Genomic DNA, 23,473 nt, shown 5'->3' with positions numbered 1-23,473 from the left:
CAATAGCTTAGACAAAAAAATGACCAAAAAATCCAATTTTTCACTCAAAACCCTACTCAGTGGCTGCTTCGGCCGATACTTCCAGCGTTTTTGGGGCTACAGGAGATATATTTTCCCGGTAAACACCGCGCTTGAGCTTATCACCCATTTGCGCGAAGGCATTGAGCGTATATTCCACATCTTCCAGCGAGTGAGCAGCCGTTCCGAATAATGCGCAACATGATCGTGCCTTTCGGAACAACGGGGTATACAACGATCGAGCAGAACACGCCCATATTTTCGCGAAGATCCTTCGTTAGGGTAGCCACTTCGGCAACGCCCCCCTCAATATGGTGCAGGAACACAGGCGTTACGGGCGATTCTGTTTCGCCAATATCGAAGCCTCGTTCGCGCAGACCATTCTGGATGGCCCGAACGTTCGCCCAGAGTTTATCCCGGAATTCCGACGAGTTGCGAATCATCTCCAGACGCTTCAGACCACCGACCACATAAGGCATCGGGAGCGCTTTAGCGTACGTCTGCGAACGCATGTTATACTTCAGGTACATGATGATGTCGTGATCGGCCGCGATAAACGCACCAATGGCAGCCATCGATTTAGCAAAGGTTGAGAAATACAGGTCAATTCCCTTCTGGCAGCCGAGCATTTCGCCTACACCAGCACCCGTTTCGCCCATAGTACCGAAGCCGTGCGCATCGTCAACTAGTAAGCGGAATTCATATTTCTCTTTCAGTGCAACAATCTTATCCAGGCTACCAACCTTACCCGACATACCAAACACACCTTCGGTAATCACCAGAATGCTTCCTCCCTTCTCAGCGGCTAGCTTAGTGGCCCGCTGAAGGTTTTTCTCCAGACTAGCCATGTCATTATGGTTGAATTTGTAGTATTCACCCATTTTTGCTTTATGCAGGCGGATACCATCAATCAAACAGGCATGACACTCAGCATCGTAAACGATTACATCCCGGTGATCCACAACAGCCTCGATGGCCGACATAACCCCCTGATAGCCATAGTTGAGCAGGAAAGCGTCTTCTTTTCCTACAAATTCAGCCAGCTCCTTTTCAAACTTCTCGTGGAGATCGCTGTTTCCCGACATCATGCGGGCACCCATTGGGTAAGCTAGGCCCCATTCTGCCGATGCATCGGCATCCGCCTTCCGAACTTCGGGGTGGTTCGCTAAACCAAGGTAGTTGTTCAGGCTCCAGTTCAGTACTTCTTTGCCCCGAAAACGCATGTGGGGGCCAAGCTCGCCTTCTAATTTAGGAAATGCGAAATAATGGTGGCCATTGAACTCCCGTGCCGGCGAACCGATGGGACCTAAGTTGTTACGTAGCTTCTCAAATAAATCCACTTTTTATTATTGTTTATCAGGGCAAACCCTTGTTTTTTACAGAGTAAATGCAAAAATACGGTTAACTTTCGGTAGCGCAAATTTTCGATTCGATAATCGTTTTGTAACAATCATGTATTATTGTTACAAAGTAGTCAGGAATGGTCAAGAATAGTCATTATTGCAACTTCTTGACAATCTTTGACTACCCTTGACTATTCCTGATATTTTCTGACTAGCAGCGTGGCTAAAATCAATAAACTCCTTATTGCCAATCGGGGCGAAATTGCTTTACGAATTATGCGAACTGCCCGTGAAATGGGTATCCAGACGGTCGCTATTTACTCCGAGGCCGATCGGAACGCACTTCATGTTCGCTATGCCGACGAGGCTGTATGCGTTGGTCCGCCCCCCTCAACGGAATCGTATCTGCGAACCGATGAAATCATTGATGTGTGTAAACGATTGAACGTCGATGCCATTCATCCGGGTTACGGTTTCCTTTCCGAAAACGCCAATTTTGCCAGTGCCGTTCGGCAGGCAGGGTTAATTTTCGTTGGACCTTCTCCCGAAAGTATTGAGGTGATGGGCAGTAAACTGGCTGCTAAAGCGGCCGTTGCCCACTATAATATCCCGATGGTACCCGGTACACCTTCGGCCATTACCGACCGGGAAGAAGCCAAAGTTATATCTGCCCAAATTGGTTACCCTATTCTGATTAAAGCCAGTGCTGGTGGTGGTGGCAAAGGCATGAGGGTGGTTGAGAACGAAGCGGAATTCGATGAGCAGATGGATCGCGCCGTGAGTGAAGCTCAATCGGCTTTTGGCGACGGTTCGGTATTTATTGAGAAATACGTCACGTCGCCCCGACACGTTGAGATTCAGGTATTGGGCGACCAGCACGGCAATATCATTCACTTGTTTGAGCGGGAGTGTTCGGTACAGCGACGGCACCAGAAAGTCGTTGAAGAGGCTCCTTCGGCCATTTTAACGCCCGAAATTCGGGAGGCTATGGGCCGGGCAGCTGTCGATGTAGCTCGTGCCTGTGGCTACTACGGCGCTGGCACTGTCGAGTTCATCGTCAACGATAAACTCGACTTCTATTTTCTGGAGATGAACACGCGCCTTCAGGTCGAACATCCAGTTACTGAACAGATTACGGGGGTCGATCTGGTGAAACAGATGATTTACATCGCCGAAGGCAAACCCCTCACGATTAAGCAGGAAGAGTTACAAATCAAAGGTCATGCGGTAGAAGTACGGGTGTACGCCGAAGATCCGGCCAATAACTTCCTGCCCGATGTAGGCACGCTCGAAACCTACATACGACCACAAGGAAACGGGGTTCGCGTTGACGATGGTTTTGAACAGGGCATGGCCATCCCAATCTACTACGACCCGATGATTGCCAAGCTCATCACCTACGGCGACACGCGTGAGGAAGCCATCCAGAAAATGATTCGTGCCATCGACGAATATCAGATTTCGGGGGTACAAACAACACTCCCTTTCTGCCGGTTTGTGATGGAACACGACGCTTTCCGATCAGGCCAGTTCGATACGGGTTTTGTGAGTAAATACTTTACCCCCGATAAATTAACGCCTGTACCGAATATTACTGAAGCGGAATTGGCGGCTGTGTTAGCAGCTTATCTGATGGAGAATCAGAAGCCAAAGACGAACGGACCGACTACCCAGATAGCGACTAAAGGAAGTAAGTGGAAAGCGAATCGGCTGAGCTAAAGCTTGATACCCCCGACGCCCTTAAATTGATTAATCGCTATTTCAAACTTTGACTAGTATGAGCCTTATTAGAGAACCAAAAGATGTTGACTTTATCGTTGATAGTCGCGACTTAACTCCTGAAGAACATCAGAAAATCAGCGAATATATACGAATGCAAAAAAAAGCGCGCCAGCCGAAAAGCATGAAGCCAGAGATGAAACACGGCAAGAACTACGCTTAAAACCTATCAAAATCCCATTTTCACCTCGTGCCGCTCGCCCGAAACGGTTTGCTCTTCAAGATTGAAAATATCGGCCAGGGTCATAGGTTCTTTGGTCCGGTATTCCATACCGAGGTTGGAGAGCAGGTTATTCGCCTTGATAGGATCTAGTTTGCCAAATGCGTAATCGACCATCAGACGCCCTTTTCGAAGCAGTGCTTTGTCTAAGAGGTGTTTGCTGGCGTTAAATGTGGCAATGACCTGTATGTGCATACAGTCGGCAAGGAGGCCATCGGTCAGGTTCAGTATGTTCGAAACGCTATTCGTGTCGCCACCGGCCTCACGCGACTGTAGAATTCGTTCGGCGTCTTCGATGATCAACACAGAATCTTTATTATCCAGCAAAAACGGAATAATTTCAGGCGATGTCAGGTAATTGGTCATATAAGGTGGCAGAATGAGCATGTCCTTTTTGACCAACGAACTGAGGTGCTTGATATAAGTCGTTTTGCCCGTTCCAGGCTCACCGTGGAGCAGAATCAACCCCTTGCTTTTTGGCTGAGCCAACAGGTTAACCAACCGCTCGTGAACAACCGGAAAATCATCGTTGTAATGCAATTCCAGATCGATAGTGGGTGGTAGAATTTCTACGCGTTCGGTGTGCAAACCACCCAGACCACTCTGAATCAGATAGATGTGCGTCTGATTGTCTTCGTGTACATATTTATGATCCTGAAATCCATCCAGTAGCTTCTTTGCCGATAGCTCGTCACGATAGTAGCCGTAGAGTCTAAAAAAGCGATCACCCACAAACTCTGCTTTCAGTAGAATGCCATCTTCGTGCTGATAAATTCGCTCGATAGCATGCCAGCCCTGATCCGTAACCCGAATAGAGTGGTTAATTAACACAAACCCCCGTCCCTCTAACAATTGCTGCCCAGAGGGCTTAAAATCGTCATTGAAATGAAGATAATTCGGGTAGGAACCGAACGTCTGCACAAAATGCGGAGCAAGCGGAAACTCACGATCAAGATCGCTGGGTATATACAAATTCTGAATAACAGATTGATTAGGCATACGACTACTGGCCGATAAATAGCGCAACATGTCGGCCCTGAAAATCTCAGTAGAAGGTTTCACACGGGCATTTTGTTACGTTTCAAGGGGGACAATTTACTACTTTTTTCATTGCCTTGCCTATCTAAAAAACCAGGCAATAGATCAATACTTAAAGGTCAGCACGTTGGGCGAAAAACGAAGCATAATCTCATGAACGCTCTTCTGATCATATTGCATGGCGTTGGGGCTTTCCGGGGTTTGGGAGTTGAAGGTATAAGCCAGCCGGATTGCTTTTGTTAATTGGTATTCGGCTATTGCCTGCACATAGTTTGTTGAAATTACTCCTGGACTATTCTGCCGGTACGACAGTCCTAATCCTATCTGCTCGTTGAACCATGCCCGAAGGTTGATATCAAAACCAAGATCTCGGTCGGCGATTTTTGAAATCAGGACTGAGGGAATCAACACCGTATTTTCAGCGACCTCAATGGGCATTCCTGCCTGAATCATAATCGGCCGGACACTTTTGTAGATATATCGCCCCGTCAGATCCGTCACCTGTCCGCTCAGCTCTGGCGCCGAAACTCCTGCAAAGAGACGATCTGACTGGTAGTAAACTCCCACGCCCAGGCTGGCAACCGCTTTATTTATACTTGTGGCTGTAGTTACGTCGTAAAGAGGTATTACGCTTACTCCTCCCTGGACTCCAATGGACAGTTTTGCCAGGGCCGGCAAGTTGAAACGGTAGGCAACGCTCCCGTACGCTCCCTGCGTTGTGTATATACCCATTTTATCGTTTAACGCCTGGAAACCCAGCCCTACCTTGCCATTGGCTACAGCCCCATCAACTGCCACGCTCTGCGTAACGGGTGCATACCGAACACTAATCCATTTGCGTCGGAGGAAGGCCGATAGATGTAATGATTCACGACTTCCGGCATAAGCGGGGTTGATACTTAAGGGGTTTAAGAGGTACTGTGAGTACAAAACTTCTTTTTGTGCGTAAACACACTGGGCCGATAGCAGTAAAAAGCCAGCGATCAAAAAAGAAATAGTTGAGGTAAGGAAACCTAAGCGCATAGAGTCGTTGAAATAAAGAAACAAGTTGCGAGGTTTTGCGTGGAAAACCTAAAGCATTAAAAAGGTAAAACGCAGAGGGCACAGAGAAAAAACGGAGTACACGGAGAAAACCAATAATAGCGCTCTGTGTACTCCGTTTTTTCTCTGTGCCCTCTGCGTTTAAAATTTGTTAATCCAACTTGAGAATTTTAATCTCGGTCCGACGGTTTTGCTGATGTTCTTCTTCAGGACAGTTCACGCCATCTTTGCATTTATTCAATAATTCGCTCTCCCCGTAGCCTTTGGCCACCATTCGTTTAGCCGCAATACCTTTCGATTTTAGGTAAGCGACGGCAGCCCTTGCCCGACTGGTCGACAATGTATTGTTGTATTTGGCCGTTGCCCGACTATCGGTATGGGAGCGCATTTCGATGGTCATAGTTGGGTACTTCTTCATCAAGTCAACCACTTTGTTCAACTCAACAGCCGCATCGGGACGAATATTCGATTTGTTAAGGTTGTAGTAGATGTTATCGATTTTAACAACATCACCCTTCTTAAACATAGTCAGGTCGGTTGAGCCAACACCTTCTTTGGAAATACGACTGCCCATTGTAGCCATATTGTCCTTCATGGCTTCGAGCGAATAGTTGCAACCTGGCTTTACGGAAAACTCATAGCTACCATCCTCACCTGTAATGGCTTCCTGCTTACTACCATCGCAATCATTCACTAACACAACTTTTACACCGGCAATTGGAGTTTTGTCGGTTTGAGTCGTTACCCGACCACGCAAGGTAGTCATGGCTGTAGACTCTTCTGCTTTCGGTTTTGTCAGAGGAATTTCTAAACGAGAAGGCTGATCATCAGACAAATCCTTTGTTGAGAAACCAACTTTACTGTCGGTGTATCCTTCGTGGCTGGCCAGGAATTTAAAGTCACTATCTACATCCAGACAAATACGAACCAAGCCCTCCGAATCGGTTTTCAGTTGCTTTTGTTTATCGTTGGCTGCATTATCCCAGGCAACAGAGGTATTTGCTAGTGGTTGCTTCGAATCGGCATCGGTAACACTCACCGTTAACTCACGACATGGATAAAGTGATCCCTCACGCGTGAAACGATACACATCATCATCGGCACCCCCATTTTTACGGTTACTGCTGAAATAACCGCGCATCCGGTCGCCATCTGTTACAATACCAAAATCATCTTTAGGCGAGTTAAGCGGTTCGCCCAGGTTACGTGCGAGTACGCCTTGCTGGCCATCGGGCGTGAGTTGTGCGTAGAACATATCCAGATCACCCAGACCAGGACGACCATCGGACGAGAAATAAATATTCCCTTTTTCATCAACAAATGGGAATAGCTCGTTCCCTTTTGTGTTCACTTCTTTACCCAGATTAACCGGCTCACTCCATTTCCCATTGGTCCACTTAGAGACATAGATATCGGTACCACCTAATCCACCGGGCCGATCTGACGAGAAGTACAGAAGTTGATCATCTTTAGAGAGAGTTGGGTGCCCCGTCGAATATTCGTCGCTATTGAACGGCAATTCTTCTGCTTTACTCCAGATACCATTTGTTTGGGTTGCGGTATAGAGCTTTAGTTTATTCACCCCATCGCTACTCTTCCGATACTCGCCTTCATTGAAGTTGTTTCGCGTAAAGATCACCCGCGAACCATCTTTTGTAAACGTAGCGGGCCCTTCGTGGTATTTGGTATTCAACGTCCGGCTAAACCGATCAGATTCGCTAATTGGCTGATCTTCATAGCCTAGGCTAAGATTGGTACCCCCATAGAAACCTATTGTTTTTGAGTCATTGGCAGTTGGAGCCGTGAAATCATCACTACCCAATGGTCGAATCAGTCGGGTTTGGGGCCGTTTTGTAACTGTTTTACTTCCCCCCAAACTTGAGGCTTTACCGCGTAACGTTTGCGCATCAGGCAGATAATACAAATCCAGGAAAGGGGTATTGTTCCATTTGAAAACGCGCTTGATACCATTTCCACCCGTACCCGCCGACACAAATACAAGCCCCTCTTTATACAGTACCGGACTGAACTCGGCCCGTTTTGTATTCATACTTAGGAATTCAACTTTATAGCTACCCGCATTTTTCGTTAATGCGCTTACATCGCTATAGAGCTTTGAAAATGATGGCGCCCGTTTGTCGGAATTCTGTACACTACCATATTTATCGTAGGCTGCCTGAGCTTCCTTGTACTTACCATTGCTGGCCAGGGCCTGTGCATAAAAAAGGTAGCACTTGGAATAATCTGCCGGTAAATCTCCCCCACTCACCAAGTCATGGTAAACCCGTTCGGCATTGGGCATATCACGAGTTTGCTGATAGCTATATCCCAGCTTGGCTCTCGCGTCCCGACGGTCGACGTCTGACATAGCGGTTTGTTTGGTAAGAGCCTGCTCGTATAACTCTATGGCCTTTGTATAGGCTAACTGGTCGAACTGGCGGTCGGCTTGTTTAATCAGCGACTGGGCCATCAGTGGACTGACGAACAGCCAGAGAAGAGCGATGATAGGAAGAATTCGTGTCATACACTAGTGTAAGTTGGTAACCGGCAATACAAAAAATAAGGTGTACTCCACCTAACACGTTAGGAGAATACACCTTACTAACAAGCAAATACTGAGCCGGAATTAGCAGAAGAAAGCGTAAAAAGTCGAAAATACTTTCGACTTTTTATCACATTTCCCGAAAAATAAAAAAGCAGAAATCAGGCCATTAAATCATTGAAAGACAAATCTTTACAACAATTCAACAACCTAATTTCTGCTTTTATTTTCTACTTAAAAATAACGCGGTGTCAGGATTTTGTTTTTACCAAAACCGAACTCATACCGAATCATAATTTCGTGCGAACTAGGGGCTACACTCTGTAAGCCGTTCATCGTGTAATCATAGGCATAGCCGAATCGGAACTGGTCCGTTAGCTGAACCTCAAGCAAGCCAACGACAGCGTCGGTGGTGTACTTAGCCCATGACGAAAACTGATTTCGGCGAATCGATGCACCAATAGAAATACGATCGGCAAACCAGAAGTTGATGTTTCCATCGAAGCCCAGTGGCGCACCTTCAGCATATTTTACCAGCAACGATGGCTTCATTTTGATGCCTGGTGTTAGCCCAACCACAAACCCAGCGGCTAAATAAGCCTGGCGAGCCTGCACCGACCGATAGTCGCCTACGTTGTACTCGCTCAGTTTGTTTTTAATCAAGCGAGGCACCGATAAGCTCAGATAAGCCCGGTCATTGCTCAGGTAGACACCCGTACCGAAGTTCGGCAGAACCTTTGAGATGTTGGAAGCAAAAGCTGGGTCAACTTGATTATCAGGCGACGTTTTTACGTCCGTTAAATTAAGTTGATAGCTCGATGCACCTCCTTGTAAGCCCAACGCCAGGGTTGTCTTAGCGCCTACTTTGATACGAAAGGCGTAAGAGGCAAAGCCACCGGCTTCCTGCAAGACACCAATCTTATCGCTGTAGAGCTGCAATCCGACGCCAACCCGTTCATTATTCAGGGGCATATCCATCGTGAACGTAGCGGTCTGGGGCGCACCCGGTAAGCCAGTCCACTGGTTCCGGTAGAGTGCCGACATGCTCAGCACATCTCGACTACCGGCATAGGCCGGGTTAAGGGCCATCATGTTGAACATGTACTGCGAGAACATCTTGTCCTGCTGAGCCCGGACCTGGCTGCTACCGATCCCAAGGATCAGTAGCAGCACGACTGCCCAATGTTTTTTTGAAAACTGATTTGACATCGGTATTAGCGGTTAATCGTCATGTATCGTACAAACTTGCGTCCATCGCTCAAATTAATCACGTAGTAGTACGTTCCGTCTGGTACGCCGTTCGCATCGGCATCCACTACAGTACCCGAGTTAGCTTTACCATCCCAATCATTGTGGTAATCGGCATTGCTGTACACCAAGTTACCCCAGCGGTTGTAAACGTCCATACTAACGGTCAGGCCAGCGGTTCCACGAATCACGAACAGATCGTTGACACCATCATTGTTCGGCGAGAAACCTTCTGGGATGAAGATTGTCTGGAACGTTGGTGGCAGGTTCAGCGCAGTTGCTTCGCGTTCATTCGAATCGGTTGGGTTGCCATTACCATTCAAGTCTGGGTTCAGGCCACTCGTCGACACATCACTGACCGTACCTGACTTAGCGACTGCCTGCGCATACGCTGAGTTCAGGAACGTGGTCGTGCTACCGCTCGAAGCGACATTTACTACCACCTGAATTGTGTCGACTTTACCTGCAGCCAGCGTACTAGTGCTGTCACCCAGAACAACCAGCGGATCGGAACTACCGTTGAAGTTCGGGTTCAGTTTCAGCGCACTACCCGTTGAGGTGATAATCGGCGCACTTACTACTCGGTAGGTCGACCCTGTCAGGTTATTGAAGACCTTCGACAGTGTATCGCTCACGCTCACACTCTTCAGCGGATCAGGACCGTAGGCTTTCACCACAATCTGGTAGGTTACGTTGAAGCTACCATCCGATTGACGAACCGTATCGCGAATTGCCATCGCCACCCCAATATACGAGTTAGACGAGAGACCATTCAACACAATCGGCGTTGTCTGGCTGTTATTCCGAGGGTCCAGGTCATTATCTGGGTCATCGTTCGTACCAGCCGTCGACACATCTTCGACTACTTCATCGGTCGGTGTCAATGCCGAAGCCAGGGCCGTGTTGTAGAAAGTCAACGAGTCAGCACTTCTAACGTCCACCCGAACGGTGAAGCTCAGTGTCGCTTTCGCACCAACGGCCAGTGTACTTGCCGAATCAACCAGCATTTGGGTGATCAAGCCCTGACCTGAGTAGTTTGGATTAACACTTACTGAACCGGTGCTTGTAATCGCAATTTGATTACTAGCAATCAGGGCACCATGGCCAAACGTTTCAGACAGTTTATCCTCTACCTGAACCTTCTTGAGGTCTACACTACCCAGGTTACTCAGGATAATCGTGTACGGAATGTCGTAGACACCGTCAGACACCAGCGTTGGCGTACCCACCGATTTGGCTACCCCAAGTAAGCCTTTTGGTAGATCGAAGCGAACCGTTGTCGAAGTAGAACCTACTGGGTTTGGATCGATTCCATTGTTGGAGATATCCTTAACCACCTGCGTACCGTCGAGCGTGCTACCTTCAGCCGTTGCAGTCGAGTAGAACGGACCGTTGTTTCCATTGGCCTTCACATTCACGACGAACACAACGGTATCCAGAACACCAGCGGCCAATGTACTGGCACTGCCCAGCAGATTTGGCTGCGTATTTCCATCGAAGCCTGCATTCGCTACTAACGTGCTACCCGATCCGGTTACGGGAGAACCCACAACGCTATACGAAGCCGGTAACGCAAATACTTTGCTCAGGCTATCTGTCAGGCTGATACCTTTCAGATCCACATCGCCAAAGTTCTTAATCGTTGCCTTGTAGGTAACGTTGTACGAACTATCAGGCTGCTGCTCTATTTTCACAACCGCCAGCGCCAGACCAATACTTGGGCCCTGTGGCTGTGCTGTGCTCAGCGTGAAGCTGGCTGCACTTGTGTTGTTGGTAGGATCACCATCACCATCTGGGTCAGCATCACCACCGCTCGTCGAGATATCGGAAACGATTGTTACGCTGTTGAAGGCAGTCGCACTACCATAGTTGTTAAACGACTTGGTCGAATCACCCGCAGCCCGTTTCACCGTCACGTCCAGCACAATCAACTCCGAAGCACCAGGTTTGATATAGCTCGTGTTGTCAAGAAGGTCACTGTTGCTTCCCGTTCCAGTAAAGGCCGGATTCAGCTTCAATGTCGATGCACTGTTCGACAACGTCAGTTTGGTAGAAAGCACCGAATTTGGCGAGAACGCATAGGCCAGATCATCACCAACCTGCACATGCGTCAGAGTGTCATCGCCGAAGTTCGTTACCACGAATTGGTACGAAACCTTGATCAGTGAATCACCTTCAGCACGTGGCGTACCAAGTACCGCTTTCGCTAAACCAATCAGGCTGTGTTTCTGCGCCGTTGTGTCTTTAACCGTTACACTTGAGGTGTTATTAGCCAGGTTGGTGTCTTTATTGTCGAGATACGTAATCTCGGCTGTATTGACAACATCCTTGCCTTTCACCGTCAACTTAGCAGCAAACACAATATCGGTAGATGCACCTGCCTGCAGGCTATCGATCGTTTGCGTGATCACACCATTCGACACTTTGTACGATGGTGCCGATGCTGGCACCAGCTCAATGCCTGTTGGCAGTACGTCACGAACGTCGATGTTTTTCGCTGTATGAGAACCTTCGTTTTTCACCGTGATGGTGTATGTAACAGGCTCACCATTTTTAACGAACGCCGTGTTAGCTGTCTTAGCAATGCTCACATCGGTATCGAGTGTGTCCGAAGCGCAGTTGAAGACTTTAACGACCACTTTAGATGGCTTGCTTACACAACCCAGCGCGTTCTTCTCAACGATCCAGTACGTACCATCACAAACCGAATCCGGACGAATCACGATGTTTGACGTGTTGCATTCGCAAATCCGATACGTGTACGTGCTACCTGGGTTTGTCGAAGAAAGAGCCGTTGTCAGGTCAACAATTTTCGACGGACAGGTATTCCGCAGATTGTGCACCAGCGGAGGTAGAACTGGCTCGCTAACATGTACGACCACATCATCCGATTTAGCCGAGCTACAGCCTTTGCCATCATAAAGTTGGACACTGTAAACTCCGCTCTTCTTAACGACGATGCTCTGAGTCGTTTGGTTATCACTCCATTTGTAACCTGGAGCACTTGGTAGTGCTTTCAGAACTACCGAGTCACCGTAACACAGGTTCAGTGCGCCAGAAACTACTGATATCGAAACCGGCGATTTAATACCGTCGATGGTCAGGAGCATATCATCCGTCGCTACTGCACAAGCTGTATTGTTCGTGCTTGCCGTCAATGTCAGCGTTACTTTACCCGACAGTACATCTTCTGGACTGGCGGTATAAGTCGCGTTCAAGGCATACGAGTTATCGAAGGTACCACTACCGCTGGTGGTCCAGTGGGCGGTTTTACCCGCACCACCAATGACACCACTCAGTTGGAAACTCTTCGCAGCACACACACTGGCATCAGCGCCAGCGTTGGCCGTTGCCGGATTCTGCGGATCACAAGGCTGCTCTTCGCAAGTTGTGATCTGAACATGAATCGCTATTGGCAGACCGATGCAACCGTTGGTCGTACGTTCAACTACGTAGTACGTTCCGGTACCTACGTGTGCTGGGTCAGCCACTTTCGATGCACTGCTTAACGCTGCATCCGTATAGTATTCAAACACACCACCTGTTGTTGCAGGGTTGCTGCTAACCGCTCTCGACAGATCGGCCGTCAGGATCGGACAGGTATTGGTAATGTCGCTTACCGTTGGTTGTGGAACCTTCGGCAGTACAGTCACCGTGATTTGGTTCGAAGGCACGCTCTTACAAGCGTTCGAGTTGCAGCAGCGAGCAAAGAAGGTTTCTGTGCTGGACAAGGATACAGTGATCGAGTTACCTACCTGATTGTTCGACCAGGTCACGTAACTGTTCGGACCACAACCTTCAGCTACCAGCGTTACTGGTGCACCGAAGCAGCTTGTTATGTTACCAGAACCACCCGCGATCGAGATTGTCGGAGCAGATGGAGCACCCACTTTGATGGTCGTATAAGCTGACCAATCGCCGAGGCACTCACCTACTTTGCAACGTACCCGGTAGCTAACATCCGATGTTGGTGTTACAGTCAGCGCACTGCCTGTTGTTCCATCCGACCAGATGTAGGTTCCACCTTCGCAGCCAGTAGCCGTTAGAGAAAGCGTTTCGCTTACGCAGACGGAAGGCTTGTCGCTCACAATGATCGGGATAGCAGGAGCGGCCAGAGTAACATGTACGCTTGCCGATGGGCTGCTTGAGCAACCGTCAACCGTACAGATGGCGGTCAGCCACTGATCGGTATAGACTGGTTTCGTGTAAGCAGCACCTTCAGTACCATCCGACCACGTTACTGTTCCCGTGCAGCCGGTAGCGTTCAGAGCAACCGTTCCACCACTGCAAACGGTGAGCGATGTCGCCGATAAGGTTGGCGGAGCAATAACATGTACAGTCACTTGAGCACCTACTCCATCCAGATCAGCACACTTCGTACCAATCAGAGCCAGTACATCGGCCGTTGTGGAGATGTCAGGGTGTATTGCAGCATACAGATTAAGGTAGTTATTATCACCTGCGTTACCGTTATAGACCAGCGTTTGGATGGTATATACTCCACCATTACTTCTTCCGTCTAAGTATGGTATGGTATTGATAGTGAAGCTTGGCGTTGCACTGATTCCTCGAACCACACCCCCTCTCATCAGCAGATAGACAACTGAGTAGCCCGTAGGCTGAACGAGTCCGCCGTTGAGCGTTGCCCCAATCGTTACTGTACCGCTTGTACCACCGCAAATCGTACCATTTACCGCTACCAGCGTACCCGCTTTCGCTACACAATCGCCTGGGTTGATCACAATCGTGACAGATGGATCGCTCAGACAGTTTCGGAACTTACACTGTGCGTAGTAGGTCTGTGTGCCTTCTGGACGCACGACGATAGACGCACCCTGGTTGTTTCCGTTGATGTCGTTGGCCGACCAGATCACCGTACCATTACAGCCAGTAGCTGTCAACGTAACCGTTTCACCTGGTGCAACTGTTGTAGCAGATGCGGTGATGGTTGGCTCCGTCACTGGGATTACCGTGATTTTGTAGCCATCCGTTGTCGTGCTTCTGCAAACACCATCCTGACAGTAAACTGTATAAGAAGTGGTTACGGTCGGCGATACAACGATGTTCGTGGTTGTTTCACCGGTGCTCCAGTAAGGCGTGCCCTGACAATCTTTCACCGACAGTTTCACTTGCTCACCTGGGCAGATCGTATCCGCGCTACAGAGGCAACGAACAATGCTTGGTGTTGGGGTCGGGGTTACGTTGATGTTCACAACGTTCGACTTACCAGTACCACAAGCTGTGCTGCTGGTTGGCAGGCAAAGCGCGTAGAACTCATGGTTGCTCGTTGTTGCCGTTACCGACACAACTGAACCCGTCTGACCATCCGACCATTTCACGGTACCAACGCAGCCAGTAGCTGTCAGCGATACCAGACCATTGTTACAGGTAGCCAATGTTGATGCAGCAACTGTTGGTGCCGGAGCCGTCGAGGTATTGACGGTTACACGAACCTTGGTTGATGGATCGCTTTCACAAGAACCCTGCTTACAGGTAGCATAGTATTCTTTGGTCTCCGTTGGGTAGATGTTAATCGAAGCCCCAACTTTATCCACACCGTGCCAAACCACCGTACTATTGCAACCTGTAGCTGTTAACGATACGAGATCTCCGCTACAGATGAGTGTTTTGTTCACTCGTACAATTGGCGTTGTTGGTGCTACAACCGCAACGTTCACCGTGTTCGATGGATCACTTAGGCAGGTCCGGAACTTACATTGAGCATAGTAGCTAATGTTAGCCGTTGGGCTTACCGTGATGCTTGGACCCGTTTGGCCACTCGACCAGTAAACCGTTCCGTTACAATCAGCAGCCGTCAACGTTATCGAACCACCAACGCAGATCGTATCGGCGCTAGCTGTTATCGTTGGTCTAACTGGAGCTACCACGTTAATGGTATACACAGGAGACGATTTGCTCACACAGGCACCATTTTTACAGTATACCGAGTAGGTATTGTTGCCAAGTGTTGGCGTCACAATGATGCTGCTCGTGGTTGCTGTAGTGCTGTTCCAGACTGGCGTACCGAGGCAATTCTCAACCGTCAGTGTCATGGTTTCACCTGGGCAAACCACCGTGGTGCTACAAACGATAACTGGTGTTGGAATGTCGGTGTTGACGTTGATCGTCTTCACAGCTGGGTTGCTTAGGCAGTTCGCCAGACGGCACTGAGCCGTGTAGGTTGTTTTGCCGTAAGGCGTCACCACGATCGAAGTACCCGTTTGCGCTTTATCAGACCATTCGATGATGCCACCCGCACAACCCGACGCCGTCAGCGTCACCGATGTACCTGGGCAAACATTATCGGCACTAGCCGTGATCGTTGGCGTTTGTGGTTCTACGATTGTTACTGTAATCGCGTTCGAAGCAACGCTCTTACACTGACCAACTACGCAGCTAGCGGTATAAGTCGTTGTTACACTTGGCGTAGCAAAGATTGTTGCTCCCGTATGGCCATCCGACCAGACAACCGTACCATCGGCACAACCTTTCGCACTGAGCGTTGTGGTTCCGCCTTTGCAAATCTCGGTGATTGCGCAGACGATCGATGGTGGGTTAACCGCACATGCGTTAACTGGAATCGTAACCATTGAGGTATCGTTGTACGCCAGGTTCGGATCATTGTCTGGGCTACCTACAATCGCAGTGTTTCTAACCGAGCCGGTACCTACGATACCTACTTCGATTAACAAGTTGCGATCTGAGTTTGCCGTCAAATTACCGACTGTCCAGATACCCGTTGCTGGGTTATACTGACCAACTGGTGTCGAACTTACATACGTCAGCGAAGCCGGTAATACGTCGGTCACTTTAACGCCTGTGGCTGTTATTGGGCCATTATTCGTTACCGTGATAGCGTACGTAATTTTCTGACCGATGCTATATGGACCAGGCGTGAGGATCGATTTCACAACTGCCAGATCAGCCCGGCATGTACCAACTGTAATTGTCAGTGACGAGCGTTCGCTTACGCAACCAGCATCACTGAAGGCTTCAGCAGAGTACACTACAGCGCCAGCTTTCGATGGGGTCACCACCAGTTTACCACCGCTTTGTGTTGTACCAATCAGCTTGCCATCACCATCATACCAGTTGATTTTGAAGCCAGGAGCAAAACCAATCAGTTTCGTGCTGCTACCCTGGCAAACCAGTGTATCGTCGCAGGCTACATTGAATGGAGCATCTGGCCGTGGCGTGATTTGCAGGATCAGCGAGCTAGTAGCTGCCTGACAAACACCACCCACTCCGTCTGGATCGTTGGTTGTTGCGGTGATCAATACATTACCAGCCGTAATATCAGCTGCCGATGGCGTATAGGTAGATGTCAGACTGGTTGGGTTGCTAAATACACCCGTACCATTCGACGACCAGGTTACGCTCGTTGCCGAACCAGAAAGTACTGCTTTGACTGGAATAATATCTCCAGAGCAGGCAGCGACACCTGGGCCTACATTCACACCAGCAACATTCTGGCAGTTACAATCAACAATCTCAACAGTCAGTACCGTTGGGTTGCTGTAGCAATTGCCCGATTTCGCAAACAGATAGTATTTACCTGCACCCACAGCCGTCAGGTTCGTTACTCGTGTAGCCACCGAGCGATTGATGCTCGTGTACCACTCGTAGGTCAAACTGGTGTCGTGGTTTTCAATTTCCATCTTGGTCAGATCGACCGTGGTAGCTGGACAGGTATTTTTCGTGTTACCCAGGCAAATTGGTGCTGGTACATACGTCACCTCAATAACAACTGGCTTACGAGCGCTCTTACAACCATCGGTCGTAACAACCTCAGCGTAGTATACAGTCGTTGTTGTTGGATGAACCGGAACCGCTTCACCACTATTGACGGTCGCAAAAGCAGTTCCGTCATATGGCGTCAGATACCAATTAACCTTTGCTCCCTGAACCGAAGTTGTAGCCACCAGGCTAAGTGTATCTCCGTTACAGAGCGTTGCATCATTTGATACGACCAGATTAAAGTTAACTGGGCAGGATGGGCGGAAACCAGCATCCAGATTTCCGTTAAACTCACCTGATGTTAACGTTACCGACTGGGTACGGCCTGTAGTCGGGTCAGCATCACTATCCAGCGCATCATTGCCACCCTGGTGAGCCAGTACAGCAGTATACCCTGAAGGTGTTGTGAAACCAACTGAGTAAGAAAGGCTGCTGCCTGGGGTCAAGCCCGTGAAGCTGTAGAAGCCAGAGGCATTCGTGACCGTGGTAGCGGAAGCAACTCCGTTTGTATACAGAGTAACCACAACACCAGCGATTGGCGTATCACCTGCATCTTGGACACCATTGTTATTATTGTCAGAGAAGACATAATCGCCAAGACCTGCAACAGGATCGAAACCAGCATCCAGGGTTGGGTTGAATTCACCTGGAGCTAACGTGATCGATTGAGTACGACCTGTAATTGGATCAGGATCGCTGTCTAAAGCATCGTCTGTACCAGCGTTAGATATGGTAAGCACGTACCCTGGAGATGGACCAAATCCTACCGAGTAAGAATAGCTGCTACCAGGAGTTAAGCCGGTGAAGCTATAGAAACCACTCGCATTACTTACCGTTGTTGCCGAAGCCACACCGTTCGTATATAAGGTCACTACGACACCGGCAAGTGGCGTATCGCCTGTATCCTGGATACCATTATTATTGTGATCAAGGAACACATAGTCACCCAAGCCAGCCGATGGAATGTAGAAACCAGCATCCAAAGTCGGGTTGAACTCACCTGGAGCCAAGGTCACCGACTGAGTACGACCCGTGATCGGATCGGCATCGCTGTCTAAAGCACCATTACCACCCTGATGAGCCAGCGTAGCCGTATAACCAGCCGGAGCAGTGAAGCCTACTGAGTAGCTCGTGCTGCTACCTGGGGTTAACCCGGTGAAGCTGTAGAAGCCGCTCGCGTTGGTCACTGTCGTTGCCGAAGCAACGCCGTTCGTGTACAGAGTAACCACTACACCAGCGATTGGGGTATCACCACCGTCCTGAATACCGTTCTGATTATTGTCAGCAAAGACATAATCACCCAAACCAGCACCTGGAATGTAGAAACCAGCGTCCAAAGTCGGATTGAATTCACCTGGCGCTAACGTCACTGATTGGGTAAGGCCCGTAATCAGATCAGCGTCACTGTCCAGCGCATCATCCGTGCCTTGGTTAGCTAGCGTAGCCGTATAACCAGCCGGAGCAGTGAAACCTACTGAGTAAGAAAGGCTGCTGCCGGGGGTTAAACCGGTGAAGCTATAGAAACCGCTCGCGTTAGTCACCGTCGTAGCCGAAGCAACGCCGTTCGTATACAGAGTAACTACGACATTAGCGATCGGGGTGTCACCACCATCCTGAACACCATCTTTGTTAGCATCGAAGAACACATAGTCACCTAAACCAGCCGATGGAACGTAGAAACCAGCGTCCAGGGTTGGGTTGAACTCACCGGGTGCTAATGTTACCGATTGAGTACGGCCCGTGATTGGGTCGACATCGCTATCCAGGGCACCGTCTGTACCTTGATGAGCCAAGGTCGCGGTGTAACCCGATGGCGTTGTGAAACCTACCGAGTAGCTTGTGCTGCTACCAGGGGTTAAGCCCGTGAAGCTATAGAGGCCGCTCGCGTTGGTCACCGTCGTAGCCGAAGCAACACCGTTCGTGTACAGAGTAACTACAACACCGGCAAGTGGTGTATCACCACCATCCTGAATACCATTGTGGTTATTGTCATTGAAGACATAGTCACCCAAACCGGCACTTGGGATGTAGAAACCAGCATCCAGGGTTGGGTTGAACTCACCAGGAGCCAAGGTCACCGATTGGGTACGGCCTGTAATCAAATCCGCATCACTGTCCAGAGCATCATCCGTACCAGCGTTCGCCAGCGTAGCCGTGTAACCCGATGGGGTCGTGAAGCCTACCGAGTAAGAAAGGCTGCTGCCAGGAGTCAAACCGGTGAAGCTGTAGAGACCAGATGCATTCGTAACCGTCGTGGCCGAGGCAACGCCGTTCGTATATAAGGTGACTACTACACCAGCAATTGGGGTATCACCACCATTCTGGATGCCGTCCTTATTGTTATCAGCAAAGACGTAATCGCCCAAGCCAGCTTTCGGAATGTAGAAACCAGCATCCAACGTTGGGTTAAACTCGCCTGGAGCCAAGGTCACCGATTGAGTCTGGCCTGTGATTGGATCCGCATCGCTGTCTAAAGCACTGTCTGTACCTTGATGGGCCAGCGTAGCCGTATAACCTGCCGGAGCAGTGAAACCTACCGAGTAACTCGTGCTGCTACCTGGGGTTAACCCGGTGAAGCTGTAGAAGCCGCTCGTATTGGTCACTGTCGTAGCCGAGGCAACGCCGTTCGTGTACAGAGTAACCACGACACTAGCAATTGGGGTGTCACCACCATCCTGAATACCGTTCTGGTTATTGTCAGCAAAGACATAATCACCCAAGCCAGCACCTGGAATATAGAAACCAGCGTCCAACGTTGGATTAAACTCACCTGGAGCCAAGGTTACCGATTGAGTCTGGCCCGTAATCGGATCCGCATCGCTATCCAAAGCATCATCTGTACCAGCGTTCGCTAGCGTAGCCGTATAACCAGCAGGAGCAGTGAAACCTACTGAGTAAGAAAGGCTGTTCCCAGGAGTCAAACCGGTAAAGCTGTAGAGACCAGAAGCATTCGTAACCGTCGTGGCCGAGGCAACGCCGTTCGTATATAAGGTAACTACGACACCAGCAATTGGCGTATCACCTGTATTCTGAACACCATCTTTGTTGGCATCGAAGAATACATAGTCACCCAAGCCAGCCGATGGAATGTAGAAGCCAGCATCCAACGTTGGATTAAACTCACCTGGAGCCAACGTCACTGATTGGGTACGGCCTGTAATCAGATCCGCATCACTGTCCAGAGCATCATCCGTACCAGCGTTCGCTAGCGTAGCCGTGTAACCCGATGGGGTCGTGAAACCAACTGAGTAAGAAAGGCTGCTGCCAGGGGTTAAACCCGTGAAGCTGTAGAGACCAGATGCATTCGTGACCGTGGTGGCGGAAGCAACTCCGTTTGTATACAGAGTAACCACGACACCGGCAATCGGAGTGTCACCACCATTCTGAATACCATCTTTGTTGGCATCGAAGAATACGTAGTCACCCAAACCAGCCAATGGAATGTAGAAACCAGCGTCCAGGGTTGGGTTGAACTCACCTGGCGCTAACGTTACCGACTGAGTTTGACCTGTAATTGGATCAGCATCACTATCCAAGGCGTCGTCGGTACCAGCGTTCGCTAGCGTAGCCGTATAGCCTGAAGGTGTTGTAAAGCCTACCGAATACGAAAGGCTGCTGCCAGGAGTTAACCCGGTAAAGCTGTAGAAGCCGCTCGCGTTGGTCACCGTCGTAGCGGAAGCGACTCCGTTTGTATATAAGGTAACAACAACGCCCGCGATTGGGGTATCACCACCATTCTGGATGCCGTCCTTATTATTGTCAGCAAACACGTAGTCGCCTAAGCCAGCGCCTGGGATGAAGAAACCAGCATCCAGGGTTGGATTAAACTCGCCCGGTGCCAAGGTCACCGATTGGGTACGGCCCGTAATCAGATCCGCATCACTGTCCAGGGCGTCATCCGTACCAGCATTCGCTAGTGTTGCGGTGTAGCCCGATGGGGTTGTGAAGCCGACTGAGTAAGAAAGGCTGTTGCCGGGAGTCAAACCGGTAAAGCTGTAGAGACCAGAAGCATTCGTAACCGTCGTGGCCGAGGCAACGCCGTTTGTATACAGAGTAACTACTACACCAGCAAGTGGCGTGTCACCTGCATTCTGAACACCATCTTTATTGGCATCGAAGAATACATAGTCACCCAAGCCAGCCGATGGAATGTAGAATCCAGCGTCCAGATTTGGGTTGAACTCGCCTGCGGCTAACGTTACTGACTGGGTACGGCCCGTAATCAGATCCGCATCACTGTCTAAAGTACCGTCTGTACCCTGATGAGCCAGTGTCGCGGTGTAACCAGCCGGAGTCGTGAAGCCTACTGAGTAGCTCGTGCTGCTGCCGGGAGTTAAGCCCGTAAAGCTGTAGAAGCCGCTCGCGTTGGTCACCGTCGTAGCTGAAGCCACACCGTTCGTATATAAGGTAACTACGACACCAGCGATTGGGGTATCGCCCGCATTCTGAATGCCGTCCTTATTATTATCCGCAAACACGTAATCGCCCAAACCAGCCGATGGGATATAGAAACCAGCGTCTACTGTAGGATTATTACGTGCGGTGCTGGATTCTGGCTGACTCGTATCAATTGTATATACACCCGTAAATCCATTTACGCCAGCATCACTATCTAAATCATCTGTTACACCAGCCGCATTAGCCGATGTAGACTGATAGCCAGATGGTGAAATGAATTGCACCACGTAACTACCATCGGTTAAACTATCAAACAGGTATTTACCGCCACCAGCAGTAACGGTTGAGTCTAACTTAGTCGTACCGGTCTGATCGTATAGATAAACTTTTACGCCATCTATCCCAGGCTCACCAGATGTTTGTGCGCCATCCTTATTCGTATCTAGCCAAACAAAATCACCTAAACTACCATAAGGTCCCTGAATCATCTGGATGTCACAGCAGTTTGTTGCCGGACAGCCATTGCGGTAGGTTATAAACCGATAGACACCAGGGCTCTTAATGGTCAGCGAAAAATCACTATTCACTTCTGCTAACGACGTAGATACCGCCGACGTACTAATTGGTGTGTTGTCACGATACCAAACAATCTGGTCATAGCCAGATGGGATCGTTACGGTATATTCATCACCAACATACCAAAGGATAGGAACCGAAAAACAGACAGCGTCGTAATCATCTTCCAACAAGCTCTGATTGTTAGGAACTGAATTCGCATCTGTCTGATCGGCCGCAGCCACCTCAGCCGTATTGAACCAAACACCCCGTTGTAAAACGGTTGCTTTTAAAACGACAACTGCCGAATCACCGGGTGCTATAGAAGGAATAGACCAGGTACCCACCGTAGCCGTTGCCGAACCAGTTGGTGTATAGGTACCACCCCCACGTGTAATAGTAGCTGACCCTGGCACGAAGGCCACACCGCCAACTGGCAAATTATCGGTTACCGATACATTCGTGGCTGTAGTTGATGCCGTGGCGGCATTAGCAACAGCTATTGTATAGGTAACAACATCACCAATAGCGGGAGCCTGCGTACTGATACTCTTGTGGAGACTTAAGTTGATGGTTGCTTGCGCCTGTGCCTGCACGGGCGAACCAACAAGCCAAATCAACAGAAGAGAAAATACCGACAACGCCCCTGTCAAGGCGGGTCTTGTTGTACCATGAACCGCATTCATCAACAAAGATAACAACCGATTAAGGCTGCCTCCCATTGATGATTTGGGTATCACGGCTACAGAAATCCCACCCGTATCAACTAACGGAGGGGTTTCATGAGGTGACTTACTTAGTATAAATTGCTCATTCATTGGTTGTTGTGCAAAAAAATGATAGGCTTTTTTCGTTATAGAAACGTGCTTCCCAGGTGGACCCGAATCGAGTATATCGGGCGGCTCCGGGTCGAACCCTACCAAATCCTGCGTACTACTTCTTAGACATTCAGGCTTTGTAAATGATGATGAGAAAGATGCCGTCGAAACAATCTGAAACGGAAGAACCCTCCCTTGAATCAGTTCCCAGATGTAGCTTATTATCTGCCCGACAAAGCAAATTATCTGGTTCTTCTTCCCTACGAATTGGCGACGCTGTTCCGAAGAGGTACCGCCAATCACAGGCTTAAGACGTTCTGTGTGTAGTGTAGACATTTCTTCCATCTGCAACTTAATTTGGGACAATATCATAGCACAAAATAGACCTTACAGATTATATGATGATTAAGACCAACATATCCCTCTGTTAGTAACAGTGGGCCGTTCGGGCATAAAAAGGCTATTTTGCTTCTTAAAATTTAACTAAAACTATGCCAAACCACAGTTACTTTTCGGATCTTAACTCGAATGAGGACTAAAACACTGTAAAATAGACACTTAACACCAAGTAACTATTTTGCTGTTATGTTATTGTATATTCGTAAAAGCATGATAGAGTCAGCAGATAGGGTATAAGGAGGGTTGGCAGACGATTAGCGAAAACTATGCCAACTGCATTGTATACAGCCTTGTCTCGTTTATTTATTTGTGATGCAATCATTGCTATAAGACAGCC

At 49.1% G+C, this 23,473-nt stretch carries 7 protein-coding genes and 1 pseudogene; 2 read left to right on the top strand and 6 right to left on the bottom strand.

The genetic code is table 11. The features are described 5' to 3' along the window. Positions 1-52: 52 nt before the first annotated feature. Positions 53-1,358: pseudogene (locus H3H32_RS01530) on the bottom strand (aminotransferase class I/II-fold pyridoxal phosphate-dependent enzyme). 222 nt (positions 1,359-1,580) lie between these two features. Here H3H32_RS01530 and accC point away from each other — a divergent pair. Continuing rightward, positions 1,581-3,080, top strand: coding sequence for an acetyl-CoA carboxylase biotin carboxylase subunit (gene accC, locus H3H32_RS01525; RefSeq protein ID WP_182460922.1), 1,500 nt, complete (start codon positions 1,581-1,583; stop codon positions 3,078-3,080). 58 nt (positions 3,081-3,138) lie between these two features. Next, on the top strand, positions 3,139-3,303 hold the full coding sequence (locus H3H32_RS01520) for a hypothetical protein (RefSeq protein WP_182460921.1): 165 nt from the start codon (positions 3,139-3,141) through the stop codon (positions 3,301-3,303). Between the two features lie 6 nt (positions 3,304-3,309). Here H3H32_RS01520 and H3H32_RS01515 read toward each other — a convergent pair whose 3' ends face one another. The 5 genes from H3H32_RS01515 to H3H32_RS01495 form a co-directional block, all read right to left on the bottom strand. Further along, the gene (locus H3H32_RS01515) at positions 3,310-4,389 is read right to left on the bottom strand and encodes an AAA family ATPase (RefSeq protein ID WP_182464206.1); all 1,080 of its coding nucleotides are present in this window, start codon (positions 4,387-4,389) and stop codon (positions 3,310-3,312) included. Between the two features lie 114 nt (positions 4,390-4,503). Next, positions 4,504-5,421 (bottom strand): PorP/SprF family type IX secretion system membrane protein, encoded by a 918-nt coding sequence (locus tag H3H32_RS01510; RefSeq protein WP_182460920.1) that lies wholly within the window; start codon positions 5,419-5,421, stop codon positions 4,504-4,506. Positions 5,422-5,590: 169 nt separating this feature from the next. Continuing rightward, the gene (locus tag H3H32_RS01505; RefSeq protein ID WP_182460919.1) at positions 5,591-7,963 is read right to left on the bottom strand and encodes a carboxypeptidase regulatory-like domain-containing protein; all 2,373 of its coding nucleotides are present in this window, start codon (positions 7,961-7,963) and stop codon (positions 5,591-5,593) included. A gap of 252 nt (positions 7,964-8,215) precedes the next feature. Continuing rightward, positions 8,216-9,190 (bottom strand): PorP/SprF family type IX secretion system membrane protein, encoded by a 975-nt coding sequence (locus tag H3H32_RS01500; RefSeq protein ID WP_182460918.1) that lies wholly within the window; start codon positions 9,188-9,190, stop codon positions 8,216-8,218. A 5-nt stretch (positions 9,191-9,195) separates the two neighbouring features. Next, positions 9,196-23,109, bottom strand: coding sequence for an SdrD B-like domain-containing protein (locus H3H32_RS01495; protein WP_240543628.1), 13,914 nt, complete (start codon positions 23,107-23,109; stop codon positions 9,196-9,198). Between the last annotated feature and the right edge of the window lie 364 nt (positions 23,110-23,473).

Origin of the sequence: Spirosoma foliorum (genome assembly GCF_014117325.1) — a bacterium.
GTDB classification, from domain to species: Bacteria; Bacteroidota; Bacteroidia; order Cytophagales; family Spirosomataceae; genus Spirosoma; species Spirosoma foliorum.
This window is presented reverse-complemented; position numbering and strand designations above follow the sequence as displayed.